Here is a 24,083-nt window from a genome sequence, read left to right as displayed (position 1 = left end):
ATGGTAGCCGGGGCTGTTTGCGTATAGGACTATTCGGCAGCACCTTGGCGCATTAACCGGCCATCAGAGGCATAGCGAAGCTGCCCCAGCTCCACCAGTTCCCGCAGTAAGAGGGTTACTTCGTTGGCTTGGGCGGGGGAAAACTGCGCTACAAGTTCACGGGGTGTTTGGGGGGCAGCTGATAGCAGGCGTAGCATTTGCTCGCGCAGGGCCGGGGTGGGTGCTGGGGCCTGACCCTTTTTCTTCTGGGCCAGACAGTAGTCGCACACGCGGCACGGCGACGCGTCTAGCTCGCCAAAGTATTCCAGCAGCAGTTGCTGCCGGCAACGGCCGCCATCGGCATAGCGCAGCACGGCCTCGGTTTTTTCCTGCGCAAGTGCGCGGGCTTGGTTCAGGTATTTCTGGTTGAGGGGCAGCTTGTCAGCATCGAAGCGCGGGGTAGTGAACAGGGCCTGGGGCGCATCGTGGCGGGGTTGGTAGTGGATGATGTTGGAGCGATGCAGGAACAGCAGCATTTTGCGCACATCCACCACGCTCACCCGCAAGTGCTGGGCAAGGCTATTTTCCGAAATCCGCTGAAAGCCCACAAATATTTCGCCGCCGTTGAAGCGCAACAGGGACTTAATCAGCGCGTCGTGCTGGGCGTTGGCTACCTGAAAGCGGTACAGGTCAGAGTGGTCGATGGGGATGTGCACGCGGGCGGGGTTGTGCACGGCCTCGTTTAACTGTACAAACCCCTCGCGCCCCAGCGTACGCAGGGCGTTGTGGGCATCCAGCGCCTTAATGCGGTAGGTTTCGGCAAACTGCTGCAAGTCGAAGTCAAACGCCACCAGCTCGCTGCCGCCCACTGCCGTGCGCGAGAAGTTGGCCAGCGCCTGATACACGCGCCGCACCGTATCCAGCGGCGGGTGGGCCTGCTGGGTGCGGCGGCGCAACTCGTCGGCATCGTTGGGGCCTTGCAGCAGCACGGCAAAGGCGTATTTCTCGTCGCGGCCGGCCCTACCCGCTTCCTGGTAGTAGGCCTCCAGGTTATCGGGCGCATCGAGATGTACTACGAGGCGCACGTCGGGCTTATCGATGCCCATGCCGAAGGCGTTGGTGGCCACAATGACGCGGGTGCGGTCCTGCATCCAATCCAGCTGGGTGCGGTGGCGCACCTCGGCGCCCAGGCCGGCGTGGTAGGGCGCCGCCTTCACTTGGTAGTGTTGGAGGTAGGCGGCGGCGTCTTCGGTCTGGCGGCGCGTGCGGGCATACACAATGGCCGTTTTATCGGCCCCTACCCCGCGCACCACTTCCAGCATCCGGCGCAGCTTGTCCTCCGTAGCCAGCACCGAGTACGACAGATTGGGCCGGGCAAAGCTCTGCTGAAACACCTGGTAGCCCGGCCGGAAGTGCAGCTTCTCCACAATATCCTGCTGCACTTGCGCCGTGGCGGTGGCCGTGAGGGCAATAACCGGCGCATCGGGTACCAGCTCGCGCAGGGCTGCAATCTGGAGGTAGGGCGGCCGGAAATCGTAGCCCCACTGCGAGAGGCAGTGCGCCTCATCTACGGCCAGCAGGCGCACACGCATCTTCCCTACCCTAGCCCGAAACATATCCGTGAGCAACCGCTCGGGCGACACATACAGGAACTTCACCGGGCCATACACGCAGTTGTCCAGCGTTTGGTCGATTTCTTGGTGACTCATGCCCGCGTACACGGCCTCGGCCTTGATGCCGCGCTTGCGCAGGTTTTCCACCTGATCTTTCATTAAGGCAATCAGCGGCGACACCACCAAGCACAGCCCGTCTCGCGCCAGCGCCGGAACCTGAAAGCAGATGCTCTTGCCGCCCCCCGTGGGTAGCAGGGCCAGCGTATCCTGTCCCGCCAGCACCGAACGGATGATATCCTCCTGCATGGGCCGAAACTGGTGGTGACCCCAGGTTTGGCGGAGTACATGCAAAATGTCGTCGGTGGCGGGTAACATAGGGGGCAAAGGTACTATGGCCGGTGCCTTTTCTACTGCCTTTGGCTTGCTGAGCCTGCTATGCACTCACGTCTCCGGTTTATTTCTCAATGTATAGCATTTCGTTATTAGATAAATAACGAAATGTCACATATGAAAATCACGATTAAAGAGCAGAAAATCATTTATTCCCATTCCTTCTTCCTTCTTTAGACTCATGTATACTGTCCGATTAAGCTTCATAAGAATGAATACGATGCAAGCATTTCACTCTGGTTCCTATCGTTCAACGAATACGTAGTCTAAATAAGCCTATACAATTTATACTTTGCTAATACACACATTTCTCACTAGATCTATCAGACATGCATATATCAACTTCTTAAAAGTTGCATTAGTTAGATAGAGATATTTTTTTATTGTATTATATCAGTATAAATAGTAGTACATTTGCACTTAAACCATTTCCTTTTTTAGCACATTACTGCCCTACATCGCTTCTATGGAACAAGAGTTACTCCTAGCTACCTCCAATGTAAAGGCTTACTATGATCATGCTAATAATTGGCTTTATTTGGATTGGCACGGTGAGATAACACTGAACTCTGTGCGCTCTAACTGCCTACAATTAGCGCGCTGTTTCCTCATCAGACGATACAAGCGTATCCTGAACGACAATACCAACGTTGCGAAAGTTACGCCGGAGGTAGCACCGTGGCTAGCCAATGAATTCTTACCTCATCTACGGTTGCTGGGCATTGAATACGTAGCCTGGATATGTTCGTCTGACATGCACATCCAAAACGACACCGAAATAGCCCTGGAAAAGCTTACGTCTCCGGTGGTAGCACTTTTCGATGATATGGCTACAGCATACGAATGGCTGAGTATTGCTAAGTTTCAGTCGCCAGTTATGTTGAATTCGCCCCAAAGCTTCACGCAGATTATGACAGCTTTGAAAGAACGGATATCCTCTTTAGGAGGGACTGCCTAGCTACTATTCCCTATGGTGGAACAGCGCAGCTCTATACCCTTCCATTCGTGCTACATAACTGGTGCAGTATACCTGATTATACCATAAAAGGCTTCCGCAGTTCATCGCTTCATTTATAGCATACGCTACCTACCTGTCATCGCATTAAAAAACCCGGCACCATGCGGTACCGGGTTTTCCGTATATGTAGTCGTTGGTTTTGTTGTTTAAGCGGCGGCCGACTCGCCATTCTCGCGGTCGTCGATGGCTTTCTTTAGTTTGGCAATAGCCTGGGTAGCACGCTCTTCGTCAAGACGGTTGATGTTCAAGAGCATTTTGGTTTTCTCCTGACGCGTAATCACCGGGTGGTTGAGTAGGCGAATAATTTCCTCCTTCTGCGCAGCCGAAGCATAGGTAACAGCAGGCGCAGTTGGTTGCTCGGCGGGTACGGCCTTCATGGCTGGGGCTTCGGCCGCTACAGCTGGTGCCGGAGCATCAGCGGCAGGCTGAGCTACTACCGGAGCTTTCACCTCGGGCGTATTGTTGCCATAGTCCATCTCTTCGGCAGGGGTAGGCTCGTAGCCAGCAGCACGGATGATCCAAGCCAGGATGTTGCGGTAAGCCTTGCCAATGGCACGAGTCTGAGCCATGCTCATAATCGCAAACTCTTGGTAGAACTTCTTGCCGTTCTCCTTGTTGGAGCACACCGCAAAGCCAGCGCCTACCGTATGGCCCGAACGCAGGTCAAACAGCGTCACTTTAGCCTGATACTTCAGCTCGGTTTCGGTGCTGACATTAATCACGTGGTCAACGATGGGCACAATACCCAAGCGCGAGCCGGCATACTGCCAGCCTTCCACGTTCACAAACTCCTTGCCCTGCACGGTAGTGGAGAGTTTGTTGTCCTTGATGAACTTCGCCAAGTCGGTGGCCAAGTGCAACGTTTCATCAGAGCGCGCAATGTCGTAGCTTTCTACTTTGGCTTTGCGGGCTGGTTCTTTCGTGTTGTTGGTGGTCTTGGTTACTTCGCTCATGGCGTCTTCCCTTTAATACGTTATGATGTTCATATTACTAACGAATGCAGCGTGAAATATGTGCAACAAATCAAGGATTTTTTAGCAAATTTTTCCTTTGATTATCAGCAACTTAAAAACTACATATCGTTTTGTATATCCTAACAAAATTAGCAACACCAAAATTCATTTGCAAAAACATTTTGCTAAAAAATTGAGGCAGATACCTTACCCCACTATGTTGGCTAGTCTACATAGCAAGTAGGGTAGCAATTGATTAGCCTACTGCACCGTAACGGCCTTTTCTCTGGGTTCCCCTAATTCTCTGTGCTGCCTTCAACATAACGCCCCTACCACACACAAAAAACCCGTCTCACTGTTCTAGAAACAGCAAGACGGGTTACACAAACGGCCCGGGGCATGTCGGACGCGTTGCCAGGTATATAAGAAAGGGTATACTAGAAAGGAAAGTTCCTACCTATGTGTAGTATACGCTCCTATTACTGACGGGTTTACTCCGAGATATATCCATCCTTCATCGTGATGGTACGGTCGGCCATTTCGGCCAACTGGTCGTTGTGCGTTACAATCACAAACGTCTGGCCCAGCTCTTTGCGTAGCAGAAAGAAAATCTGATGCAGCTCCTGCGCATTCTGCGAATCGAGGTTACCGCTGGGTTCATCGGCAAAGATGATTTCCGGGGAGTTGATCAGGGCACGGGCCACTGCGGTGCGCTGCTGCTCGCCGCCGCTCATCTCCGAAGGTTTGTGGTCGGCGCGGCGCTCCAAGTTCAGCATCCCCAGCAACTCGCGGGCACGCACGCGCACTTCCTTCTCCGAGCGCCCAGCTAGGTAGGCGGGCAGGCACACGTTTTCGAGGGCCGTAAACTCGGGCAATAGATTGTGAAACTGGAAGATGAAGCCGATGTGCCGATTGCGGAACCGCGCCAGGTCGGAGCGCTTCAAGGCACTCACTGATTCGCCATCAAACAGTACTTCGCCCGTATCGGGGTTGTCCAGCGTGCCCAGGATGTGCAGCAGCGTGCTCTTACCCGCCCCCGACGAGCCGACGATGCTGACGATTTCGGATTTCTCAATCGTCAGGTCAATACCTTTCAGAACTTCCAGGGAACCGTATGTCTTGCGGACGTTGATGGCTTGCAGCACAGCAGATGGATATAGTCGGGGTAGGAAAACAAATCTACGGAGGAAAGCCGGAGTTTGTGGTCGCGCAGATGGGCTGTTTCTGCGAAAGCCCTAGCACGTGCCAAAATCCGGCCGAAAGCCCAGGTTCCGTTTCCCCCGATTATTGTCTACTTTCGCGCTTACTAATACGACCCGAATCCCATTTTCAACTGACCTCTATGAACATTCACGAGTATCAGGGTAAAGAAATACTCAAGCGCTACGGCGTGCGCGTGCAGGAAGGCATCACGGCCGATACGGCTGAGGAAGCTGTAGAAGCCGCCCAAAAGCTGAACGCGGAAACCGGCACCAGCTGGTACGTTATCAAAGCCCAGATTCACGCTGGCGGGCGCGGCAAAGGGGGCGGGGTGAAACTCGCCAAGAACCTGGAGCAGGTAAAAGACATTGCTGGCCAGATCATTGGCATGCAGCTCGTAACCAAGCAAACGGGCGCCGAAGGCCGCAAAGTGCACAAGGTACTGGTTGCCCAGGACGTGTACTACCCCGGCGAGTCGGAGACCAAGGAGTATTATATGAGCGTGTTGCTGGACCGCGCCACCGGCAAAAACGTCATCATCTACACCACTGAAGGCGGGATGGACATTGAGGAGGTAGCCGAAGAGCATCCCGACAAAATCAACAAGGAGTACGTAGACCCCGCTGTGGGCCTGCGCCCCTTCCAGGCCAGCAAAATTGCCTTCAACCTGGGCCTCACCGGCCCGGCTCAGAAGGAGATGGTAAAGTTCGTGACGGCTCTGTACAAGGCTTACGACGAAACGGATTCGGCTATGTTCGAAATCAACCCCGTGTTGAAAACTTCGGACAACAAGATTCTGGCCGTTGATGCCAAAGTGACGTTGGACGAAAACGCCCTCTACCGCCACAAGGATTTTGCCGCCCTACGCGACACCAACGAGGAAGACCCGCTGGAAGTGGAAGCCTCCGAATCGAACCTGAACTATGTGAAGCTCGACGGCAACGTGGGCTGCATGGTGAACGGCGCCGGTCTGGCTATGGCTACCATGGACATCATCAAGCTCTCGGGCGGTGAGCCTGCCAACTTCCTCGATGTAGGGGGTGGAGCCAACGCACAAACCGTAGAAGCCGGTTTCCGCATCATCCTGAAAGACCCGAACGTGAAGGCCATCCTGATCAACATCTTCGGGGGTATTGTGCGTTGCGACCGGGTAGCGAACGGTGTAGTGGAAGCCTACAAAAACATTGGCGACATTAAAGTGCCGATTATCGTGCGTCTGCAAGGCACCAACGCTGAAGAAGGCGCCCGCATCATCGATGAGTCGGGCCTGAAAGTGTACTCGGCCGTGCTCCTGAAGGATGCTGCCGAGAAGGTAAAAGAGGTATTAGCAATGCAAAACGCTTAAGCCTTATCTACACAAAGAAAAGCCCGCTGGAGTATTCCAGCGGGCTTTTCTTTTGCAGTAAGCTAGAAAACGGCTACTGAATGCCGCCTTTTTCGGCAACGCCAGCGTTTTCGTTGGCTTCTACCGGAATGGCTTCGCCTTGCACACGCAATTCTACCTCCATGTTGCCGCGGGTTCCTACCGAGTAAGGGCAGATTTTGTGTGCCTGCCGCACCATGTCAATGGTTTTGTCTTTGTCGAAAGCCTTGAGGTCTACATCCAGAATAGCCGAGAGGCCATAGGCTTCACCTTCTTGAAATAGCTCTACGGAGCATTTCACTTCCGTTTGTGGGTCGAGTTTGTCGCCGGCGCGTTGGGCAATTACCAGCAGCGCCTGCTGAAAGCAGGATGAATAGCCAGCTGCGAACAGTTCCTCGGGATTGGTAGCGCCTTTCTTGCCGCCCAGGCCTTCTGGCACCGACATATCCAAGTCAATGATACCGGTAGCGGAGCGTACGTGGCCGCTGCGGCCACCAATAGCCGTTGCATCGGCCGTATAGAGAGTCTTTTTTTCGGTGCTTGCCATAAAAGGAATGGGTCAAAGTAAACAGTTATGTATGCTAACTGGACTGAGCCGCGGAAGGTTACTATAACCGAGTGTATGATTTTACAGAAAAAGCCATTCGTGGTTTGGCAACGGCGCATTTTCTGTCTAGTTTTGCGCCTCACAAACCGGGTCGCGTAGTACAACGGATAGTATAGGAGTCTCCGAAGCTCTTGATCCAGGTTCGATTCCTGGCGCGACCACTAACAAAAACAAAAGCCCTTGTAACGCTCTTCGCTACAAGGGCTTTTTGCTATCTATTAAGTCATAGATCGTATCCTTTTGAAATACCCCTATGTTTTTACACATTTAGACTCTGGTGGTTTAATAATCCATTGAGCATTACTCGGAATACTAATTAGATTCTATCTATCCTTGACTACTCATCTACCCCTACTCGATAATCGGCAGCAAATGCGTTTCGCTTAGGCCATGCAATGGGCACGCGGCGTTTTGGGGCTGGAACGGCAATATCATCCTGCACGCGGCCTTTGGTGGCGAGGAACAGGACTTCGTCTTCCAGCTGAAAGGCTTCTTCAAAAATCAGTACGTGCTCACCGACGCCAAGCACCAGGAGCTGCTGGTGCTCCAGCCCGACTTTAAGTGGAAGAAGGTTACCTACGAGTACGACATCGCCACGGCGGAGACTTTCGAGGCGTTGCCGTTCAAAGATGTGTTATTGCTACTCACGGTACACTTGGCCAACTACTACATCACCATAATGTCGGCTACGGCCGTTATTGCGGCTACGTAGAACGTTAGACTCTATAGGGGCCTAGCTGGTGACTAACCAATACCTTATACCAAGTTCTTATCTCAAATGAAGCAGCTATTCCTTTTTCTTCTGTTTTCAGCTGGTACGCTATCAGCTGCCGTTGCTCAGCAAGCAATCGTCGTGACTGGTGGCTCTTCAGCCGCTACCCAATCTCGCTACGGTACAGCCGATGTAGACTTTGACAGTACTGGTTCTTGGTTTTTGGCCCTCAGCGACGGCACTACGCCTAATCCTTACCAGAAACGCTACCGCGAAGACGGCAAAATCCGCAAATTTGCCGATGAGGCTGCTATACTTAATTTCCTCTATATCAAAGGCTGGGAGCCAGTATCCGTGAGCGTTACTACGGGCAAGGATGTAATTGGCGTGCATTACCATTATCTGCTCAAACGGCGGTCTGATTACCAGCCGTAACCCTTCATATATAACGCTAGTGGCTTTATGCACCCAGCTATACGCCAAAACAACGTAGTAGCTTCCAAGATTTACCTCATCGGCTGCGCAGTTTCTCTTGTCAGAATAAGTCTAAGTACCTACCCAAAGTTTACTGAGGTACCGCGAAGCATAATACCAATGGTATTAGGTGCCCTACTTGTGCTAGGAGGATATAGCGCCATCCTGTTCGCGTTTGGCTGGGGCCTGCGTAAAGGATATACGTGGGTCAAGGTACTGTTTTTAGGATACACTGGCCTTTTATTGCCTCTCTATGGGGCGAGCCTCTTTAATCCCACCTCGCCGCATATGAGGATTCAAGTAAGCCACTACAATACCCCACTCAAAGCAGGCTTATTATTCTTAGAACTTTTCTTTACTACCTGGACCAGCGTTATTATCATCCGTGGCTTTAGCATTGCGAATAGTGTATCCGCAGAAACTCCAACCGCGAGAATAGCGGAGTAGAACGCGTATTTGCGCGGTAGCCAGTGCTTTGCCTTATATTTGTCCAATGGAAATCACCTGCCAACTACGTAAGGATAAGCCCAATAAAAAAGGCTTTGCTCCTATTTAGGTCACGATCTGATGGGAAGGGCACCGACTGCGCGTAGCCACCGGCGAGCGGGTGCGCGTGGTGCCTGGCACCTACGGCACGCGCATCAGCCCCAAGTTCGACAAGTTGCGCAACACCGCTGAGCAGGTCCAACACGATGCACAGGAGCAGCAGCAACGCCTTTCCCCAGAGCAGTTGGAAGCTGCTCTGCCCCCGTACTGCACTCGGAGCAGGCCGCAGCCCTTACCTCGGTGGACTTTCTGGCATTGATGGACCGTTGGATCGACGATTACGTCCACCTACTCACAACTAAGAAGTTTCTTCTACGTTTCTGCTCCCAGCAGTCCGCATTGCCCAATACCTTGATAACCAGTAGGAAGCGCTATTGAACTTGCCGAGCACTTCACTCACCGAGTTTTCAGCGTTTTTCTTTTTCCTTCCCGTTCTTTGCGCCTCTGTATTGTTAAGCCAGAAGGTGAGCCAGCATAATGCTACCCTATAACTGATCAGACTATACACTCACTGTGTTCCATCATTATTATAAGGCGCTAGTTGCACTGTCCGTATGCCAACAGAGTTAATCAACGGATTTGGTAAGGTCTACCTTACCATTGAGTTCGACACAGCGAATAACTGGGTATATAACAATTGGATTGGCTATCAAACCTATGTGGGTATCATAGCCGGGGCTGATGCCTGCTTGCATCCCTTGCGAGACCACGCCTGCTCCTACCTACTCAATGATAATCGGCGGGTTATTGGTCCTTGGGACCACGCCGTAGAGTGGCTGGTTACCAACTGGGCGCCCCGAGCCATCAGTCAGGGCCTTACCCATTTTGCGCATATTGTCAGCTCGGAGTCATTGGCAGCACTTTCTGCCGAGGCCATGCACATTGGTGTCAATGGAAAGCTACAGATGCGGATGTTCGATGATGGCGACGCGGCCCAGGAGTGGCTACGGCTGGCCCAGCGGGCCAGCCGCAAAGCCTAATGAACACGCCCCCTACTTACACCACGTAAATGCTGCGTAGCCAGCGCACTGCCGGCTCCACTTCCGTGAAAAACTGGGCCGTAAGAGCGGCCGATGCATCACAGGTAGTTACTTTGGCTATTGCTGCCCTGGTCTGGCTGTTGCGGGCCGGTATGATAGCCCGGTGAGAATAGTTGGTTTCACGCACTACCGTAGGAGTCCATTCGTGCATGAGCCAGTTTACATCAGCGGGCGATGGGGGTAGCATTTCGCGATGGTCAGTTAGTACCAGTGAAGCTTGCGTGATGATTAGCAACGCCTGTATGTACCGGAACACTGCCCGAAATTCAGCGCTGTTCATTGGTTGCCCGGTCCAGCGTACGTGAATGTAGCTGTCGGCCAGCCACTCTACTTGGGCTTGGCTATTATGAAAGCATAATGCACTAGGCTCGGATGAGGAAGAGCCAAAAGGGCTAGCCGACATCATACCCATATGAGGTTTAAAAGTCAGCACTGGCGAGGGAGCAAGAGGGCGGAGAAAGGAGTGCATACAATCGTAATGTGATGCTAAGGTTGCTACTTCCTCTTCCAAAATCAAAGAACATTCTGCAGTAATTGTGACAATAACTATTTATATAAATTATATGAATATATAATCTGACAATAACCATAAGTTATTTATAATCAAGATAATGACTACCAGATAACACCTCAAGAATACACTCATGTTACTCATATATCTATATTTATACCATTATGGAGGATAGAATGAATGCAACTAATTATATAGTTTAACCAGTAAAATGGAAAAAAAGGGGGCATCCGCCGCCTATAAACGCTGTTTTGTCCATTTTCTCCTATCCAGCACACTATAATATGATGCGCTGGAGTAGCAATTTCTAAACTCCCTACCCGCGAAAACCACGCAAGCGCAGCGAGTTGGTGAGCACCGAAACGGAACTAAGTGCCATGGCAGCTGCTGCCAGCATGGGCGAGAGCAACACCCCAAAAAAGGGATATAACACGCCCGCCGCAACAGGAATGCCCAGTGCATTGTAAACAAAAGCGAAAAATAGATTTTGGCGTACAATGCGCATTGTTTGCCGCGATAAGGCAATGGCAGTTACCACGCTTCGCAGGTCGGCGCGCATGAGGGTGATGCCGGCGGCTTCCAGGGCCACATCGGTGCCGGTGCCCATGGCTAGGCCCACATCGGCCTGCGCCAGCGCGGGAGCATCGTTGATGCCGTCGCCCACCATGGCCACTACCCTACCCTCTTGTTGTAGGGCTTGCACCTGGGCCGCTTTATCTTGGGGTAGCACCTCGGCAACGTATCGCCGGATGCCTACCTGCGCCGCCACGGCCTGAGCCGTTTGGGGGTTGTCGCCGGTCATCATCACCACTTTCAGGCCCAGCGCCTGTAGCTCAGCAATGGCCGCGGCAGAGGTAGGTCGCACGGTGTCGGCCACGGCTAGCAGGCCGGCAGCCTGCCCATCAAGGGCTACGTAAAGTACGGTTTTGGCCTGTTGCAAGAGCGTGTCGGCGGCCTGGGATAGGGTGGGGGGTAGGGTAATGTTGGCGTCGGCCAATAGGCGTTGATTACCAATGAGCACGTGTTGCCCTGCTACTACTGCGCGGGCGCCATGTCCGGCTACGGCTTCAAAATCAGCTACTTCCAACGCAAAATCCACTGACTGCTTGGTGGCGTGTTGCACCACCGCGGCCGCTAATGGGTGCTCCGAATGCCGCTCCACGGCGGCTACCAGCGCCAGCAGATGCGCTTCGGGGTAGTCGGGTGCGGTTACGACGTCGGTTACGGCTGGCTGGCCGTTGGTGATAGTCCCGGTTTTGTCGAGCAGGATAGTGGTGACGGCGTGGGCTTTTTCCAAGGCTTCGGCGCTACGGATGAGCACCCCATGCTCAGCGCCTTTACCGGTACTGACCATAATGGCCGTGGGCGTGGCCTGCCCCAGCGCGCACGGACAGGCGATAATCAGCACGGCCACGAAGTTGATGAGCGCTAGCGGCAGGCGCATTCCGGCGGGAGCCAGCAGAAACCACGCAATGAACGTGAGCACCGCAATGCCAATAACCGTGGGCACAAAGATGGCGCTGATGCGGTCGGCGAGGCGCTGAATGGGCGCCCGCGAGCCTTGCGCGTCTTCTACGAGTTGCACAATGCGCGCCAGCATGGTTTCTTCTCCTACCTGCGTCACGCGGAAGCGGAAGGCACCGGTTTTGTTGAGCGTTGCGCCGAATACGGCGTCGCCGGCTGCCTTTTCTACGGGTAGGCTTTCGCCGGTGAGTAAGCTTTCGTCGAGGGCAGAGCGGCCGTCGGTGATGACGCCATCGGTGGCCACTTGCTCGCCGGGGCGCACTGCTACCACATCGTCCACATCGAGTTGCTCTACGGGGAGGTCAACCTCCTTGCCACCGCGGAGTACGCGGGCCGTTTTGGGCTGTAGCTGCAACAGCGCGCGCATGGCATCGGAAGTGCGATTTTTGGCGCGGGCTTCCAGCACTTTGCCTACCAGAATAAGGGCTATAACGGTAGCCGTAGTGTCGTAGTAGGGCTCGGGCATCAGGCCATGCGCCTGGAAAAAGCTGGGCGCCAGCGTTACGGCTAGGCTGTACAGAAACGCCGCGCCGGTGCCTACCGCAATCAGCGTGTCCATGTTGGCCGTGCGGTGGCGCAGGCCCTTCCAGGCCGAGGCGTAGAACTCGCGGCCGCTGTACAGCACTACTGGCAGCGTGAGGACCAGCAGCAGGTAGTTGAGCCACTGCATGTTGATGCGAGCCGACAGCGCGGGCCACAACATCAGCATCGACAAGGGCATGATAACAGCCGTGAGAGCAGCAGCTACCCACAAACGGCGCTTGAGGTGATGATAGGCCTGGGCCTTTTGCTGGTCCAGCGCGGCCTGGCGGTCGGTGGCGCTGGTATCGGGCCGACGTGCGGCTACGTCGTAGCCGGCGCGGCGCACCGCCTCGCGCAGCACACCCGGCGAGGCCGCGCCGGGCTCGTACTCCACGGTGGCCTTTTCGGTAGCGTAGTTGACTAGCGCCTGCGTGACGCCCGGCGTGCGGCGCAACGACCGTTCGACGGCGGACGCACACGCCGCGCAGGTCATCCCCTCGATGTCGAGGGTAGCAGACGCGGTAGGACCAACAGAAGCGGGCGGGGCAGCGGGTTGGGGTGCGGCGGTAGGTTGCGTATCCATAGGAATAGGAAGTTCAGATTGATAGCGAGGTCCCGACTTTCTAGGACTTTGCTATCTAATAAACCAACAAAGGATACCCCTTGGATGTGCGACATTCGCCGGGCAACTGTACAGAATTTTGGCTTACCCTAGCACGCTGCTGTCCCCTACCCCAACAAGTCCTGATATTCGGTGTGGTGCTCTTGCACAAATTTCTGCATGAACTCGCAGCTGGTGCGCACCTGTAGCTTTTGCTCGCGGGCAAAATCCAGAGCGCGGCGGGCCATGGCATCGGCTACGCCCTGGCCGCGCAAGGCTTTATCAACGAAGGTGTGGGTGAAGTCGACGACACCTTCGGTGGGGAAACTATACGCCAGTTCGCCTTGGTGGCCGTCGATTTCGACGGTAAATTCCTGATCCTGGGTGTGGTGCTCAATAGGGAAAGACATACGCAGAAGATGTTGAAAGAGAAAAACAAGGAAGATGTGCGAAGACCACATGGGCATTTTTTGCTGCCAGAGGTAGCCACGCTCCGCCCACTTTACGTAGTTCAGGAAGCGGGGGCGGTCATTTACACCGTTTTTCCGCCATTTCACCCTAAGTCTCTCTCCCATGCAAAAGCATCCCAACGACGGCAGCAACGATAACCCGGACGAGTTCAGCGAGTTCCGCAAGCCGCACGAAAACCAAGACGTCTTCAACCTAAAAGAAGGCGAAGAGGTAGCCGAACAACCCTTGCAGCCCAACCCACAAGCAGCGCAGCCCAACGCCGGCACGCCCGGCTACGGCGACTTTGGCAAGCAGCCCCATACAACTACCAGTGGTACTAAGCATAAGCCTGCCGGCACCAATCCTGGAGGCGCGGCTGCACCCGATACCGTTGACCCGCTTCAGCGCGGCGGCGTGGCCCAAAACCAGGACCCGAGCGGGGTAGCAAAAGCAATGGGCGACGATGCCCAAGAAGATGAGAGCCGTACCTCCTGGGCCGACGACGACCCACGCTACGGCAGCGGCACCCGCAACTGGCCTACCAACGAGCCTGGTAACCCCACCACGGTAGGCCCCGACCCAAACGAGGATAACCTGTAATTCTGACTTTATGGCTGATTCAGCAAACAACATCTCCGACAACCAACCTATGTCTGAGGAGCAGCGCAAGCACCACGAAGAACTGTATTCCTATAAAAAGGACGAAGAAGGTACGCTTGACACCTCCGACATGTTGGACGAAGCCTCCAATGGCCTACCTGATACGCCCACAGCCGGCCCCGACTCCGATACCAGCAGCCAAACCGACGAGCTGATGAACCCTGGCTTCAACAACCCCATTGACGACAACAACCGCTAAGCGGCAGTTCGTATGGCGTAAGCCCGCTCTTCCGTTTCGTTGGAGAGCGGGCTTTTGCATTGCTACCCAATGGCCGCTCGCCGCTTGGGTTTGTGTTGTTTTACAGAACTTAACTTCAGTGCCCAATGCATCTGCTTGTTCTAATTGATTTCTCGCCCGCCGCCGACCACGCGCTAGCCTATGCCGACGCGTTGGCTGTGCAACTACGCGCTACCCTGGTATTGCTGCACGTGCAGCGCACGTCGCTTTTCGACCCAGAGGCCCTTACGGGTAGCTTGTCGCCGCTGAGTGAGGGTGAAATTGCCACAGCCCTGTTACAGCGGCGCGATAAGCTGTCGGTGCCAGTTATTACGGAGGCTACGGTGGCCCGTGTAGCCGAGGCTGCAGACGCCGGCGTGCGGCGCTATCAGCCGGCCTTGCTGCTGCTGGGCAGGCCCGCTGCCACCAAAGGCTCGCCGGAAGTGGTAGCGCAGACTACAGCCCTCAAACTGCTGGGGCATTTGCCTTGCCCCTTGCTGGTAGTGCCCGAAAGCGCTCCTATCCCTATACCGCCGCAGTGCGTTGCCATTGCCGCCGACAATCAGCCGTTTTCCTTGCTCCCGCAGGCGAACGATATGGTAGCCTGGCTACACCAGCTGCCTTCTCGCTTTACGATCCTACACGTAGCCGAGCCGGAGGATAACGACAGCACTGCTGTAGCATGCCAGCACGTGCTGGACAGCGGCTTGTTGCCCACCGATTCGCAGCCGCACCACCACGGCGTGCGCCACCTATCCATAGCCGATGGCATTGCGCAGGGTGCGAAGGAAATCGAAGCGGACCTACTGGTTGCGCAGGTGCATCGGCACACGTGGCTGGGCGACTTGTTCCACCACAGCGTCACGGCCAGGCTGGTGCAGCGGGCTACCCTGCCAGTACTACTACTACCCATCAACGACTAGTTTCACTACTTGTCTGTTTCAATCTTACCAGCGCCAGCCTACCGTGGCGCCGCCGTACCAGTTGCTGCCATTGGCAGGTTGAAAGTAGCGGTTGCCAAACGCATTCAGGTCGTTGCCGAGGCTGTAATTGCGGTCGGTGAGGTTGTTGACGCCCGCAAACACATCCATTTCCAGGCGGTCCAGTAAGGTGCGGCGCCAGCCGGCGCGGCTACCGAAGGTCCAGTAGCCGGCAGCATACTCCGTATTAGCATCGTTGAGAGGTGAGCGGGCCTGGTGATTAACGGTGGGGTAGAGATAAAAACCCAACTCCGAAGTAGCATCCAAGCCAGCGGTGAGCGTGTGCGGCGCGGTACCCGTGAGGCGGTTGCCGCTGAAATCGTTGCCACCCGACTCGTACGTACCGAAGCGGTAGCGCTGGTAGGCATAGCTGGCCCACGCCCGCACGCCAGTAGGTAGGGCAATAAGCTGGGTGCCTACTACCGCGCTACGCCACAGCCACCCACTTACGGTGGCTTCTACCCCGCGCTGCCGGGTGGTGCCGGCATTGTAGAACACGCTCACGCCCTGGTCGGTGGTGCGCGTCACGATGGTTTGGTCCAGGTGGAAATCGTAGGCGGCTATGTCGAAGGTGAGCCGATCTTGCAGAAAGGAGCCGCGGGTACCTACCTCGTAGCTGGTGCCGCGCTCGGCCTGCAACTCCTGGTTCAAGGAGCCATCGGAGGTGCGGATGTCGTCGGTGGTGGGCGGGGCGTAGCCGGTGCTCACGCTACCGTACACCGACCACTGCGGCGTCAGCTGCTTCAGCAGGGCCACCCGCGGCGACACTTCCGGCCGGAAGGTGCGCGTCAGCTCGTAGCCGTCGGGGTTGGTGGTGGCGTCCGATACCCGCGCAATGCGGTAGCGCAAGCGGTTGTAGCTGGCGGCTACGGTCAGCAGGAAATCGGCGGGCAGCTCGTAATCAGCCTGCGCGAAGCCGAAGCCCGTAAGCGTGCGCACCTCGTCGTTGTAGCGCAACGCCCCTACCCTACCCCGCAGGTTCTGGAAGCTGCGCCCATCCAGGAAACCCGTTTGCAGCTCACCGCCCGCCGTGAGGCGGAGCGTGCGGCCGGCCAGCGCCGTGCGGTAGTTGAACGTAGTGCGTCCGCCGCCGCCTAACTGAGTATTGCGCTCATAGTCGGTGATAGCAGCCGTGCGAATGGCGCTACCAGTGGTGTAGAGCGTGGTTTTATTGGAAAAGCGCTCCGTGAAGCGATACTCGTGCGAAACACCCAACAATGCCGTGCGCGAAGCATAAAAGGTATTCTGCGCTACCGAGCCCGCTGCGGTAGCCGTGCTGGGCCGCGCCTGCCGTGGGTCTTGCGCAAACTGCGCCCGCGTGAGGCCGCCAGGCAGTTCATAGTCGATATCCGTGTAGAGCACGTGCATGCCAATGGTTTGCTTGGCCGATGGCCGAAACTCGCCATCCAGCGCCACTACGTCGCGGCGCAGGTCACTTTGCTGGCGGTAGCCATCGAGCGTTTGGCGCACGTACTGGGCCCGAATGGAACTGGTGGCCGTACCGCTCTCTGCTACGGCCGCGTAGCGCCGCAACCCATAACTACCCGTAGTGAAACCCACCTGCGCCCGCGTGGTGCCTATTTCGGGCTGGCGGCTGCTGAGGAGGGCCACACCACCGGTACCCGCACCATATACGCTACCGGCCGGACCTTTCAATACCTCAATGCGCCCAATAGTAGCGGCATCAAGCAAGTTGAGGGCCGTGCTACCAGTGGCATCCGTAAACGGAATATCGTTGTAGTACACCTTCACGTTGCGCACGCCGTAGGGCGAGCGGAGCGAGCTGCCGCGGATGTTGAGGCGGTAGCTGGCCGTGGCGCGCTCCTCCAGCCGCACACCGGGTAGGGTGTTCACCGCCTCGGCCAGACTGGCCTCATTGAAACGGCCAATAACACGGGCATTTACCACGCCGACAGCAGCAGCCGTGCGGCGCAACGGCAGGTTCTGGCCATAGCCTACCACCGTGGCTTCGGGTAGCACGCGCACCGTATCAGAGGGCGTGGTTTGGGCGTGCAGAGTAGCAGGCAGCAGCAATAGCAGCGGTAACGAGTAGCGATGATACATCAGAAAGCAACAAAGTGTGTTGTGCCCAACGGGAAGTATCAAGTGTTTGTTTGGGCAATTTTATGCGTTGCGCACGCAGCCGGCCGATGCAGCAGATTTATAGTAGCTTGGTCGACCACACCCAGCGCTAGCTTTACTGCCCAGCTAAGCCCGTTCTTCTACCGATTATGCAATCAGCAACATCCTCCCCTACCCCTCTTGCCAGCAGGCCCCATTTGGAAATACTAGATGGCCTTCGAGGGGTAGCGGCCGTGGCCGTTGTGGTATTTCACTTCATGGAAATCATTATCCCTGATTCCACGAAAAACTTTATTGGACACGGTTATTTAGCCGTTGATTTCTTTTTCTGTTTATCAGGTTTTGTTATTGCGTATGCCTATGACAAAAGAATTGAAGAAATGAGCTTTGCGAAATTCTTCATGCTACGCCTTATTCGTCTGCACCCTTTAATACTTATTGGAACCGTTATAGGGTTAGTCGAATATTTTTTTGATCCCTTCGTCAGCCTATATGCTATTTATGGAGCTGGCAAAACCCTGTTATTAAGCATATCATCTGCCTTCCTTATTCCCTACCCGCTTGTAAAAGATCGATATGCAAATATTTATCATTTAAATCCGCCTACCTGGTCTCTTTTATGGGAATATATCGCCAGCATTATTTACGCAACGCTACTTTTCAGGCTACGCAATAAGGCGTTGTGGGTTTTAACAATTTTTGCGGCCGTTGTGCTATTCTACACGGCATATCATTTTAAAAACCTAGCTGCTGGCTGGAGCGGCGAAACTTTTTGGGGCGGCGGCGCCAGGGTATTTTTTTCGTTTCTAGTAGGCATGCTCGTCTATCGCTCGCAGTGGATACTATCGTCGCGCCTTGGGCTGGGTAGCGTCAGTTTGCTGTTGTTGCTTGCTCTTCTCTCCCCTTTTTCGAATCAATTGAATTGGATAACAGAGCCACTTATCATTATTTTTTATTTTCCGTTTTTAATTTCCCTGGGGGCCGGCGCACAGTTATCAGACCGACTTGCGGCGGTGTGCAAGTTTTCGGGCGATATTTCTTATCCGCTTTATATCATTCACTACCCTTTTATATGGTTATTTTTCAGCTATATGGCAGCTCAAAAACCCAGCGCAGGCCAGTTAAGTATTCTCGTTCCGCTGGCTACTATAGCGCTAATTGTACTAGCTTACCTAACTTTAATTTGGCTGGATATTCCCATCCGACGGTATTTGAAACGCCGATTGAAAAAAGCGTAGTGAGTACCTGAGACCGTTTAGAAAACCAGCCGGTGTAGCAACACCACATGTTGCGTCTCCGAATTGAACGACCAACATCAGCGATATAGCGACACCATATGTTGTGTCTCTATACCGCTCATTCCAGACCCTTCAGCCCGTATTTTGCAAACGCCAGCACATCTTGGTTGAACCGGTCTTTGTCCGTCAGAAACAGGCCGTGCGGGGCACCATCGTACTCCAAGTAGGCGGCTTGGGGCACATATTGCCACATCCGGCGCCCACCCGCTTTGGCCGCCGATAGCTCATCGTGGCTGCCGTGGATAACCAGGGTAGGAATGGGCACGGCCAGGCTTAGGAACGCTAAATCGGCGCGGAAATCGGTAGTGCCGAAGGCCGCAATGCAGGCCTCGGTGGCCCAGGGCGCGGCGCGTTGGCAGAGCTGCTGCATCCAATGCAGCGAGGCGCTACCGACGGAGGCGTGCAGCAAACCGCTGCTGTAGAACTGCCGGTTGTAGTCGCGCAGAAACGCGAAACGGTCGGCGCGGACGTGGGCAATTTCTTCCGCGCGGTCTTCCTCGCTCAGGCCCGCGGGGTTGGTATCATCCTGAAACAGGTAGGGCGTCACAGACGACACAAACACCACTTTCCCTACCCTGGCGCCCTGGTGGCGGTGCATGTAGCGCGCCACTTCGCCCCCGCCCATCGAAAAGCCTACCAGCGTCACGTTGTGCAGGTCCAGCGCATCGAGTACGGCCTTCAGATCGTCGGCGAACGTGTCGTAGTCGTAGCCGTCCCAGGGCTTGTCGGAATGGCCGAAGCCGCGCCGGGAGTAGGCTACCACCCGCGCGCCGTGGCGGGGCAGCTCCAACAGCTGTTGCTCCCACATTTCGAGGCTGGCGGGGTAGCCGTGCAGCAGCACAATGGGCTCGCCCTCGCCCAAATCGACGTAATGCAGGCGGATAGGATGGTGTTGAGGGTCGTGGCCGACGGTCAGGAAGTTCATGCGGGCAGAGCGGAAGGTGATGTTGAGCTTGTGCGTACGGCCCAACGCGGGTAGCCGTTTCGTAGGCTTCGGTGGTTTTTGCGTAGCTTAGGCTCTATCCTACCTTCGATATGAAACAATATCTCACGCCCAAAGTGCTGGCTGCGCTGCAAAGCCTGCCCACCTCCGAAGCGCCTACCCCTACCACGCTGGCCACCACGCCTGAGGAGCTGCACCAGCGCGCCACCCAGCTCGATCCTACCCTGACTGAGCTGACATTAGACGCCATTGAAGCCCAGCTCGCCGGTATTTATGACGATGATACCTGGACGCAGCAACAGCTGCCGCAAGTGCCCGAAGGGGTAGCACATCGGTATACGTATGTATATGTGAATCAGGAATTATTGGGATAAAACTCTCCGCATATATCTTATTTGTTATTTGTTATGTGGCGGTTGGCAGGGAGTATTTGCGTGTTGTGGCTGCTCTTGGTTGGTGCGGCAACGGGGCAGACTATCACGCCCAAAATCAGCATTAACCCGCTGTTGCATGTGGGAGAGCTTATTCCGCTGTCTGCCACGCTGGGCCTGGAAGTGGGATGGAACAGTCGGTCATCTATTCAACTGTTGGGAAGCTACCGGCACTTTCCGGCGCAGGATGCCGAGCCAAGCAGCGGCCCAAAAGTTTACCTCGACTACCGCCGGTACCTACACCCTCCGCAGCCGAATGTAGGTCTGTTTCTGAGTCCGTTTGTGGGAGTGGGACACTTACGGCTAGGCCTGGGCGACCTGCCGCCGCCCGGCGCTACCCAGCGGCGGCGCACCGAAGTGGAAACAGGTGCGCTATTGGGCCATCAGGCGTTGTTTTCGCGGTTGACTGCGGAAGTGTACGCGGGCCCAGCCTATCGCTGGCAGATCACTTCAGGCAGCTTCAATCAGTCCTCTTACTCAGATAAAAAGAGTTTTCTCTGGATACGGGCCGGCTTTACAGTTGGGGTCCGTCTCACGAAAGGGTAGCCTCCTTATAGGGTTTCGTAACCCTACCCTATGATCCGCAGTTGAATAGGACACAACCTTTCTTATTCAATGATGCACTTACTTCGTCATACCTTAACTGCTGCTGCGCTGGCTACTACGCTCACGGCGGCTGCCCAGAACGATTACCAAAAGTCGGTGAAGGCGTCTTACGACGGCCACATCTTCAAGCCTGAGCAAGTAGACCCCACCGATGCCCGCGTAGCGCAGCTGAAAGCGCCGCCCGGTTTCAAAATCACCAAGTTTGCGGATAAGCTAGAAAAGCCCCGGATGTTGGCCGTAGCCCCCAACGGCGACGTGTACGTATCGAACCGCGACAAAGGCACCGTTACGTTGCTGCGCGACACCAACAAGGACGGCAAGGCCGACCAAACCAAGCAGGTAGCCCAGGCTGATAATCTGCACGGCCTAGCCATTAAAGACGGTAAGCTCTACGTGGCGGCCATCCGGGACTTGTATGTGGCCGATATTCAGAAAGACGGCTCGCTGAGCCAGTTGAAGCGCCTATACAACGACCTTCCCGACGCCGGCCAGCACCCCAACCGCACCCTCAACTTCGCCCCCGACGGTACGCTCTACCTCTCAGTAGGCAGCACCTGCAACGCTTGCGACGAGAACAACAAGGAAAACGCGACTCTACTGCAAGTGAAGACCGACGGCTCGGGCCGCACGGTGTACGCCGAAGGCTTGCGCAACACCATCGGCTTTGGCTGGCACCCGCGCACGGGGCAGCTCTTCGGCTTCGACCACGGCATCGACTGGTTGGGCGACGAGCAGCAGCATGAGGAGCTGAACGAAATCAAGAAAGGCGGCAACTACGGCTGGCCGTTTGTGTTCGAAGATGGCAAAGCCAACCCCGCCGATGAACCACCCGGCGGCCAGACTTACGAACAGTATGCGGCCAAAACCGTGAAACCCAAGCTACTGTATAAGGCCCACTCAGCTCCGCTGGGTATGGTGTTCTACAACGGCAAGCAGTTTCCGCAGGAATACCAAAACGACGCCATCGTGACCATGCACGGCTCCTGGAATCGCGCCGAGCCCTCGGGCTATAAGCTGGTGCGTGTGCACTTCAACCAACAGGGCCAGCCCGAGAAATTTGAGGATTTTGTGACCGGCTGGCTCGTAGATGGAGATAAGGCGCAGTTTGGCCGTGTATGCGGCATCGCCCAGCACGCCGATGGCTCTATTTTAGTGTCGGATGATGCCAATGGAGTGATTTACCGCGTGGCTTACGCGAAGAAGTAGGTATCACCTGCCTACCCTTCCAACTCTCACCTGTCATCCTGAGCGGAGCGAAGGACCTTCTCACGCTAGCACGACCTGCGTCAGATAGCAACTATCTAATGCAAGTCGTGCTAGCGTGAGAAGGTCCTTCGCTCCGCTCAGGATGACAGGTGGTTTTGGTTTATACCCTACCCTACCGTCTGCTTTCGTAGCTTCGCGGGGCATGAAAAAACTCTCCCGCAACCTCACGTTTCAGGTTCTTACGGCCATTGTGCTGGGCATTCTAGTTGGCACGTTCTTTCCCGAGGTAGGCGCGGCAATGAAGCCCATCGGCGACACGTTCATTAACCTGATCAAGATGCTGATTGCCCCCATCATCTTCCTGACGGTGGTACTGGGCATTGGCAACATCGGCGACCTGAAGAAGGTAGGGCGTGTGGGCGGCAAGGCTATTCTATATTTTGAAATCATTACCACGTTTGCGCTGGTGATTGGGGTAGGCGCAGCCAACCTAACCCAGCTTGGCCGCGGTATTGATACCACCACTGTAGCTGCCCAGGCCAGCGAAACGGCCGAGTACGCCGAAAAAGGCGCCAACATGGACTGGGTGAAATTCTTCACCCACATCGTGCCCGACAGCTTTGTGGGGGCTTTTGCCGAGAGCGACGTGCTGCAAGTGCTGCTGATAGCAGTGCTATTTGGGCTAGCCCTGAGCAAGGTAAAAGTGGACATCAGCGCGCCTGTTATCAGCATGTTCGAGAAGCTGAGTCAGATCTTTTTTGCGGTGCTGGGCTTGGTGATGAAACTGGCGCCGCTGGGTGCCTTCGGCGGCATGGCTTTTACGATTGGCAAGTACGGCATTAGCACCCTCCTACCCTTGGCCAAGTTGATGCTGACCGTGTACGGCACCATGGCCCTGTTCATCTTCGGGGTGTTGGGTTTAGTGGCGTGGCGCTACAAATTCAGTATTCTGACGCTGCTCGCTTTCATCAAAGAAGAACTGCTGATTGTGCTGGGCACGTCGTCGTCGGAGTCGGCCCTACCCTTACTCATCGATAAGCTCGAAACCTTCGGCTGCTCGCGATCAGTGGCAGGTTTGGTAATTCCAACGGGCTATTCGTTCAACCTCGATGGCACCACTATCTATCTTTCCATCTCGGCCATTTTCCTGGCTCAAGCTTTCGGCATCGACCTTTCCCTGACCCAACAGCTCACCATCATCGGCATTCTGATGCTGACCAGCAAGGGCGCGGCGGGCGTCACCGGCTCGGGGTTTATTGTGCTGGCCTCTACTTTGGCCGCCACCAAGGTGATACCCGTGGAGGGCATGGCCTTGCTATTGGGCGTGGATCGGTTTATGTCGGAATCCAGGGCCATTACCAATATCATCGGTAACGCTGTGGCCACGGTGGTTATAGCCAAGAGCGAGAACGAGTTTGATGAGGAAAAGAACCGCCTGGCTTTGGCTGGTCGTATCAAGCCCGAGGCACAGGAAGTGGCAGAGGAGTAGGGGCGCGTTGCACGCGACCGTCGTTGCTGATGTTGTTAAATGACATTCGATAAAATAATCGGCTACCCCAATGCCTGCCCTACCCCCCGACCTACGCAAAGCTCTTTTCAACCTACCCCAGAAAGAAAAAGACCAGTTGCTGGCCCGCCTTGTAGCCCAGGATAGCGTGCTCATGGAGCAGCTCAGCTACCGTTTACTCGAAGGCCCAGATGCCCTGGAGGAACGCCGCCACCGCCTGCGCCAGCAAGTAGACGACCCCGTGCGCGGCTACCACCAAACCCCCAACGACCTGCTCGTGATTCTGCGGCAGCTCCAGGCGCGGCTGGCCTATCACACTAAAATCACAGGCGATACATACGGCGAGGTAGAGCTGAGTATCCGCCTGCTGCTGAACGTGTTTGCCCACCAACCCGAAAGCGTGGCGCGCCTGCACGGCCCTACCCAGCCCCTTCTCCAACACTTAGCCCGCCGCACCCAAGAAGCCCTCAAACAAGCCCAGAAACTTCACGAAGACTACCACGTGGAGCTGGCCGATAGCCTTAATGAGCTACTGACACGGCTGTATCAATCGGCCGCTGCGCCACTGGCGCGAGAATTGGGTGTGCCGTTGCAGTGGTGAAATGGTGAGCTTGTGAATTTACGAGATGGTAGAGTAGCACCTGTCATCC

24 protein-coding genes and 1 tRNA gene are annotated in these 24,083 nt (G+C 55.4%); 15 read left to right on the top strand and 10 right to left on the bottom strand.

The window, feature by feature from the left end; all coding sequences use genetic code 11:
• Positions 1–29: 29 nt before the first annotated feature.
• A complete protein-coding gene (locus J4D97_RS13930; protein ID WP_208308075.1) occupies positions 30–1,967 on the bottom strand; it encodes a RecQ family ATP-dependent DNA helicase in 1,938 nt (645 codons plus the stop codon).
• Positions 1,968–2,448: 481 nt separating this feature from the next.
• On the opposite strand from J4D97_RS13930, the gene J4D97_RS13925 reads away from it, so the two are divergent.
• A complete protein-coding gene (locus J4D97_RS13925; protein ID WP_208308074.1) occupies positions 2,449–2,940 on the top strand; it encodes a hypothetical protein in 492 nt (163 codons plus the stop codon).
• A 206-nt stretch (positions 2,941–3,146) separates the two neighbouring features.
• Here the strand turns inward: J4D97_RS13925 and J4D97_RS13920 are convergent, their stop codons facing one another.
• A complete protein-coding gene (locus J4D97_RS13920) occupies positions 3,147–3,953 on the bottom strand; it encodes a hypothetical protein (RefSeq protein WP_208308073.1) in 807 nt (268 codons plus the stop codon).
• 491 nt (positions 3,954–4,444) lie between these two features.
• A complete protein-coding gene (locus J4D97_RS13915; protein ID WP_185282911.1) occupies positions 4,445–5,098 on the bottom strand; it encodes an ABC transporter ATP-binding protein in 654 nt (217 codons plus the stop codon).
• A gap of 197 nt (positions 5,099–5,295) precedes the next feature.
• Here J4D97_RS13915 and sucC point away from each other — a divergent pair, with 197 nt between their 5' ends.
• Positions 5,296–6,498, top strand: a complete 1,203-nt coding sequence (gene sucC, locus J4D97_RS13910) for an ADP-forming succinate--CoA ligase subunit beta (protein WP_208308072.1) — start codon at positions 5,296–5,298, stop codon at positions 6,496–6,498.
• 73 nt (positions 6,499–6,571) lie between these two features.
• Here sucC and J4D97_RS13905 read toward each other — a convergent pair whose 3' ends face one another.
• Positions 6,572–7,063: an Ohr family peroxiredoxin gene (locus tag J4D97_RS13905; RefSeq protein WP_208308071.1), complete on the bottom strand. Its 492-nt coding sequence runs from the start codon at positions 7,061–7,063 to the stop codon at positions 6,572–6,574.
• Positions 7,064–7,212: 149 nt separating this feature from the next.
• Between J4D97_RS13905 and J4D97_RS13900 the strand changes: the two genes are divergently transcribed.
• A tRNA-Arg gene (locus J4D97_RS13900) sits at positions 7,213–7,284 on the top strand.
• A gap of 176 nt (positions 7,285–7,460) precedes the next feature.
• Here the strand turns inward: J4D97_RS13900 and J4D97_RS13895 are convergent.
• A complete protein-coding gene (locus tag J4D97_RS13895; RefSeq protein ID WP_208308070.1) occupies positions 7,461–7,652 on the bottom strand; it encodes a hypothetical protein in 192 nt (63 codons plus the stop codon).
• Between J4D97_RS13895 and J4D97_RS13890 the strand changes: the two genes are divergently transcribed.
• The 3 genes from J4D97_RS13890 to J4D97_RS13880 all read left to right on the top strand — a co-directional run bounded on the left by J4D97_RS13890 (position 7,632) and on the right by J4D97_RS13880 (position 9,835).
• The gene (locus J4D97_RS13890; RefSeq protein WP_208308069.1) at positions 7,632–7,835 is read left to right on the top strand and encodes a hypothetical protein; all 204 of its coding nucleotides are present in this window, start codon (positions 7,632–7,634) and stop codon (positions 7,833–7,835) included. The two genes, J4D97_RS13895 and J4D97_RS13890, sit on opposite strands and share 21 nt — an antisense overlap.
• Positions 7,836–7,901: 66 nt before the next feature.
• Positions 7,902–8,270: a hypothetical protein gene (locus tag J4D97_RS13885; RefSeq protein ID WP_208308068.1), complete on the top strand. Its 369-nt coding sequence runs from the start codon at positions 7,902–7,904 to the stop codon at positions 8,268–8,270.
• A 1,139-nt stretch (positions 8,271–9,409) separates the two neighbouring features.
• On the top strand, positions 9,410–9,835 hold the full coding sequence (locus J4D97_RS13880; protein ID WP_185282879.1) for an STAS/SEC14 domain-containing protein: 426 nt from the start codon (positions 9,410–9,412) through the stop codon (positions 9,833–9,835).
• Positions 9,836–9,851: 16 nt separating this feature from the next.
• Here J4D97_RS13880 and J4D97_RS13875 read toward each other — a convergent pair whose 3' ends face one another.
• The 3 genes from J4D97_RS13875 to J4D97_RS13865 form a co-directional block, all read right to left on the bottom strand.
• On the bottom strand, positions 9,852–10,175 hold the full coding sequence (locus J4D97_RS13875; RefSeq protein WP_185282878.1) for a hypothetical protein: 324 nt from the start codon (positions 10,173–10,175) through the stop codon (positions 9,852–9,854).
• 547 nt (positions 10,176–10,722) lie between these two features.
• Positions 10,723–13,035 (bottom strand): heavy metal translocating P-type ATPase, encoded by a 2,313-nt coding sequence (locus tag J4D97_RS13870; protein WP_208308067.1) that lies wholly within the window; start codon positions 13,033–13,035, stop codon positions 10,723–10,725.
• Between the two features lie 146 nt (positions 13,036–13,181).
• Positions 13,182–13,463, bottom strand: a complete 282-nt coding sequence (locus tag J4D97_RS13865; RefSeq protein WP_208308066.1) for a GNAT family N-acetyltransferase — start codon at positions 13,461–13,463, stop codon at positions 13,182–13,184.
• Between the two features lie 163 nt (positions 13,464–13,626).
• Here J4D97_RS13865 and J4D97_RS13860 point away from each other — a divergent pair, with 163 nt between their 5' ends.
• From J4D97_RS13860 to J4D97_RS13850, 3 genes are all read left to right on the top strand, one after another.
• Positions 13,627–14,103, top strand: a complete 477-nt coding sequence (locus J4D97_RS13860; RefSeq protein ID WP_208308065.1) for a hypothetical protein — start codon at positions 13,627–13,629, stop codon at positions 14,101–14,103.
• Positions 14,104–14,113: 10 nt separating this feature from the next.
• Positions 14,114–14,362 (top strand): hypothetical protein, encoded by a 249-nt coding sequence (locus J4D97_RS13855; protein WP_185282874.1) that lies wholly within the window; start codon positions 14,114–14,116, stop codon positions 14,360–14,362.
• Positions 14,363–14,487: 125 nt separating this feature from the next.
• Positions 14,488–15,303 carry a universal stress protein gene (locus J4D97_RS13850; protein WP_208308064.1) on the top strand — a complete coding sequence of 272 codons (816 nt, stop codon included), beginning with the start codon at positions 14,488–14,490 and terminating at the stop codon, positions 15,301–15,303.
• Positions 15,304–15,327: 24 nt separating this feature from the next.
• On the opposite strand, the gene J4D97_RS13845 is transcribed toward J4D97_RS13850, so the two are convergent.
• The gene (locus J4D97_RS13845) at positions 15,328–17,424 is read right to left on the bottom strand and encodes a TonB-dependent receptor family protein (RefSeq protein WP_208308063.1); all 2,097 of its coding nucleotides are present in this window, start codon (positions 17,422–17,424) and stop codon (positions 15,328–15,330) included.
• 167 nt (positions 17,425–17,591) lie between these two features.
• Between J4D97_RS13845 and J4D97_RS13840 the strand changes: the two genes are divergently transcribed.
• Positions 17,592–18,680, top strand: coding sequence for an acyltransferase family protein (locus J4D97_RS13840; protein ID WP_208308062.1), 1,089 nt, complete (start codon positions 17,592–17,594; stop codon positions 18,678–18,680).
• 118 nt (positions 18,681–18,798) lie between these two features.
• Here J4D97_RS13840 and J4D97_RS13835 read toward each other — a convergent pair whose 3' ends face one another.
• Positions 18,799–19,665, bottom strand: a complete 867-nt coding sequence (locus J4D97_RS13835) for an alpha/beta fold hydrolase (protein ID WP_208308061.1) — start codon at positions 19,663–19,665, stop codon at positions 18,799–18,801.
• Positions 19,666–19,775: 110 nt separating this feature from the next.
• Between J4D97_RS13835 and J4D97_RS13830 the strand changes: the two genes are divergently transcribed.
• From J4D97_RS13830 to J4D97_RS13810, 5 genes are all read left to right on the top strand, one after another.
• On the top strand, positions 19,776–20,057 hold the full coding sequence (locus J4D97_RS13830) for a hypothetical protein (protein ID WP_185282870.1): 282 nt from the start codon (positions 19,776–19,778) through the stop codon (positions 20,055–20,057).
• Positions 20,058–20,117: 60 nt separating this feature from the next.
• Positions 20,118–20,660, top strand: a complete 543-nt coding sequence (locus J4D97_RS13825) for a hypothetical protein (RefSeq protein WP_208308060.1) — start codon at positions 20,118–20,120, stop codon at positions 20,658–20,660.
• Between the two features lie 69 nt (positions 20,661–20,729).
• Positions 20,730–21,926, top strand: a complete 1,197-nt coding sequence (locus tag J4D97_RS13820) for a PQQ-dependent sugar dehydrogenase (protein WP_208308059.1) — start codon at positions 20,730–20,732, stop codon at positions 21,924–21,926.
• Positions 21,927–22,128: 202 nt separating this feature from the next.
• A complete protein-coding gene (locus tag J4D97_RS13815; RefSeq protein ID WP_208308058.1) occupies positions 22,129–23,415 on the top strand; it encodes a dicarboxylate/amino acid:cation symporter in 1,287 nt (428 codons plus the stop codon).
• 70 nt (positions 23,416–23,485) lie between these two features.
• Positions 23,486–24,034 carry a hypothetical protein gene (locus J4D97_RS13810; protein ID WP_185282866.1) on the top strand — a complete coding sequence of 183 codons (549 nt, stop codon included), beginning with the start codon at positions 23,486–23,488 and terminating at the stop codon, positions 24,032–24,034.
• The last annotated feature ends 49 nt before the right edge of the window (positions 24,035–24,083 follow it).

Source organism: Hymenobacter defluvii (genome assembly GCF_017589435.1).
GTDB lineage: Bacteria > Bacteroidota > Bacteroidia > Cytophagales > Hymenobacteraceae > Hymenobacter > Hymenobacter profundi.
Note: the sequence above shows the minus strand (reverse complement) of the source record. Positions and strands in the feature narration are given on the sequence as shown.

Excerpts from the sequence above, each read along its gene's own strand:
- J4D97_RS13930 (WP_208308075.1), bottom strand. The coding sequence starts at position 1,967 with ATGTTACCCGCCACCGACGACATTTTGCATGTACTCCGCCAAACCTGG.
- J4D97_RS13925 (WP_208308074.1), top strand. The coding sequence starts at position 2,449 with ATGGAACAAGAGTTACTCCTAGCTACCTCCAATGTAAAGGCTTACTAT.
- J4D97_RS13920 (WP_208308073.1), bottom strand. The coding sequence starts at position 3,953 with ATGAGCGAAGTAACCAAGACCACCAACAACACGAAAGAACCAGCCCGC.
- sucC (WP_208308072.1), top strand. The coding sequence starts at position 5,296 with ATGAACATTCACGAGTATCAGGGTAAAGAAATACTCAAGCGCTACGGC.
- J4D97_RS13905 (WP_208308071.1), bottom strand. The coding sequence starts at position 7,063 with ATGGCAAGCACCGAAAAAAAGACTCTCTATACGGCCGATGCAACGGCT.
- J4D97_RS13885 (WP_208308068.1), top strand. The coding sequence starts at position 7,902 with ATGAAGCAGCTATTCCTTTTTCTTCTGTTTTCAGCTGGTACGCTATCA.
- J4D97_RS13880 (WP_185282879.1), top strand. The coding sequence starts at position 9,410 with ATGCCAACAGAGTTAATCAACGGATTTGGTAAGGTCTACCTTACCATT.
- J4D97_RS13875 (WP_185282878.1), bottom strand. The coding sequence starts at position 10,175 with ATGAACAGCGCTGAATTTCGGGCAGTGTTCCGGTACATACAGGCGTTG.
- J4D97_RS13870 (WP_208308067.1), bottom strand. The coding sequence starts at position 13,035 with ATGGATACGCAACCTACCGCCGCACCCCAACCCGCTGCCCCGCCCGCT.
- J4D97_RS13865 (WP_208308066.1), bottom strand. The coding sequence starts at position 13,463 with ATGTCTTTCCCTATTGAGCACCACACCCAGGATCAGGAATTTACCGTC.
- J4D97_RS13860 (WP_208308065.1), top strand. The coding sequence starts at position 13,627 with ATGCAAAAGCATCCCAACGACGGCAGCAACGATAACCCGGACGAGTTC.
- J4D97_RS13855 (WP_185282874.1), top strand. The coding sequence starts at position 14,114 with ATGGCTGATTCAGCAAACAACATCTCCGACAACCAACCTATGTCTGAG.
- J4D97_RS13850 (WP_208308064.1), top strand. The coding sequence starts at position 14,488 with ATGCATCTGCTTGTTCTAATTGATTTCTCGCCCGCCGCCGACCACGCG.
- J4D97_RS13845 (WP_208308063.1), bottom strand. The coding sequence starts at position 17,424 with ATGTATCATCGCTACTCGTTACCGCTGCTATTGCTGCTGCCTGCTACT.
- J4D97_RS13840 (WP_208308062.1), top strand. The coding sequence starts at position 17,592 with ATGCAATCAGCAACATCCTCCCCTACCCCTCTTGCCAGCAGGCCCCAT.
- J4D97_RS13835 (WP_208308061.1), bottom strand. The coding sequence starts at position 19,665 with ATGAACTTCCTGACCGTCGGCCACGACCCTCAACACCATCCTATCCGC.
- J4D97_RS13830 (WP_185282870.1), top strand. The coding sequence starts at position 19,776 with ATGAAACAATATCTCACGCCCAAAGTGCTGGCTGCGCTGCAAAGCCTG.
- J4D97_RS13820 (WP_208308059.1), top strand. The coding sequence starts at position 20,730 with ATGATGCACTTACTTCGTCATACCTTAACTGCTGCTGCGCTGGCTACT.
- J4D97_RS13815 (WP_208308058.1), top strand. The coding sequence starts at position 22,129 with ATGAAAAAACTCTCCCGCAACCTCACGTTTCAGGTTCTTACGGCCATT.
- J4D97_RS13810 (WP_185282866.1), top strand. The coding sequence starts at position 23,486 with ATGCCTGCCCTACCCCCCGACCTACGCAAAGCTCTTTTCAACCTACCC.